We start from the raw sequence: 1709 nt of genomic DNA, 5'->3' as shown, positions 1-1709 counted from the left end.
CTTCGGCGTTGTAAGGTTAAGCCTCACGGTTCATTAGTACCGGTTAGCTCAACGCATCGCTGCGCTTACACACCCGGCCTATCAACGTCGTCGTCTTCAACGTTCCTTCAGGACCCTTAAAGGGTCAGGGAGAACTCATCTCGGGGCAAGTTTCGTGCTTAGATGCTTTCAGCACTTATCTCTTCCGCATTTAGCTACCGGGCAGTGCCATTGGCATGACAACCCGAACACCAGTGATGCGTTCACTCCGGTCCTCTCGTACTAGGAGCAACCCCCCTCAATTCTCCAGCGCCCACGGCAGATAGGGACCGAACTGTCTCACGACGTTCTAAACCCAGCTCGCGTACCACTTTAAATGGCGAACAGCCATACCCTTGGGACCTACTTCAGCCCCAGGATGTGATGAGCCGACATCGAGGTGCCAAACACCGCCGTCGATATGAACTCTTGGGCGGTATCAGCCTGTTATCCCCGGAGTACCTTTTATCCGTTGAGCGATGGCCCTTCCATTCAGAACCACCGGATCACTAAGACCTGCTTTCGCACCTGCTCGAGCCGTCACTCTCGCAGTCAAGCTAGCTTATGCCTTTGCACTAACCTCCTGATGTCCGACCAGGATTAGCTAACCTTCGTGCTCCTCCGTTACGCTTTAGGAGGAGACCGCCCCAGTCAAACTACCCACCAGACACTGTCCCCACGCCAGATTATGGCGCCAGGTTAGAACATCAAACATTAAAGGGTGGTATTTCAAGGTTGGCTCCACGCAGACTGGCGTCCACGCTTCAAAGCCTCCCACCTATCCTACACATCAAGGCTCAATGTTCAGTGTCAAGCTATAGTAAAGGTTCACGGGGTCTTTCCGTCTTGCCGCGGGTACACTGCATCTTCACAGCGATTTCAATTTCACTGAGTCTCGGGTGGAGACAGCCTGGCCATCATTACGCCATTCGTGCAGGTCGGAACTTACCCGACAAGGAATTTCGCTACCTTAGGACCGTTATAGTTACGGCCGCCGTTTACCGGGGCTTCGATCAAGAGCTTCTCCTTACGGATAACCCCATCAATTAACCTTCCGGCACCGGGCAGGCGTCACACCGTATACGTCCACTTTCGTGTTTGCACAGTGCTGTGTTTTTAATAAACAGTTGCAGCCAGCTGGTATCTTCGACTGGTTTCAGCTCCGCGAGCAAGTCGCTTCACCTACGCACCAGCGTGCCTTCTCCCGAAGTTACGGCACCATTTTGCCTAGTTCCTTCACCCGAGTTCTCTCAAGCGCCTTGGTATTCTCTACCTGACCACCTGTGTCGGTTTGGGGTACGATTTGATGTTACCTGATGCTTAGAGGCTTTTCCTGGAAGCAGGGCATTTGTTGCTTCAGCACCGTAGTGCCTCGTCATCACGCCTCAGTGTTAAAGTGCACCGGATTTGCCTGGAGCACACACCTACACGCTTAAACCGGGACAACCGTCGCCCGGCCAACATAGCCTTCTCCGTCCCCCCTTCGCAGTAACACCGAGTACAGGAATATTAACCTGTTTCCCATCGACTACGCCTTTCGGCCTCGCCTTAGGGGTCGACTCACCCTGCCCCGATTAACGTTGGACAGGAACCCTTGGTCTTCCGGCGAGCGGGCTTTTCACCCGCTTTATCGTTACTTATGTCAGCATTCGCACTTCTGATACCTCCAGCAGACCTCACAGTCCACCTTC

Annotated in this window: 1 rRNA gene; it reads right to left on the bottom strand. The window is 53.6% G+C overall.

What is annotated here, in order from left to right:
- Window positions 1-12: 12 nt before the first annotated feature.
- Window positions 13-1709 (bottom strand): 23S ribosomal RNA (locus ET34_RS0114965); the annotation flags it as partial.

Origin of the sequence: Siccibacter colletis, from assembly GCF_000696575.1 — a bacterium.
Lineage (GTDB): Bacteria > Pseudomonadota > Gammaproteobacteria > Enterobacterales > Enterobacteriaceae > Siccibacter > Siccibacter colletis.
The sequence above is the reverse complement of the archived record's forward strand: the minus strand, read 5'-3'. Positions and strand labels throughout refer to the sequence as shown.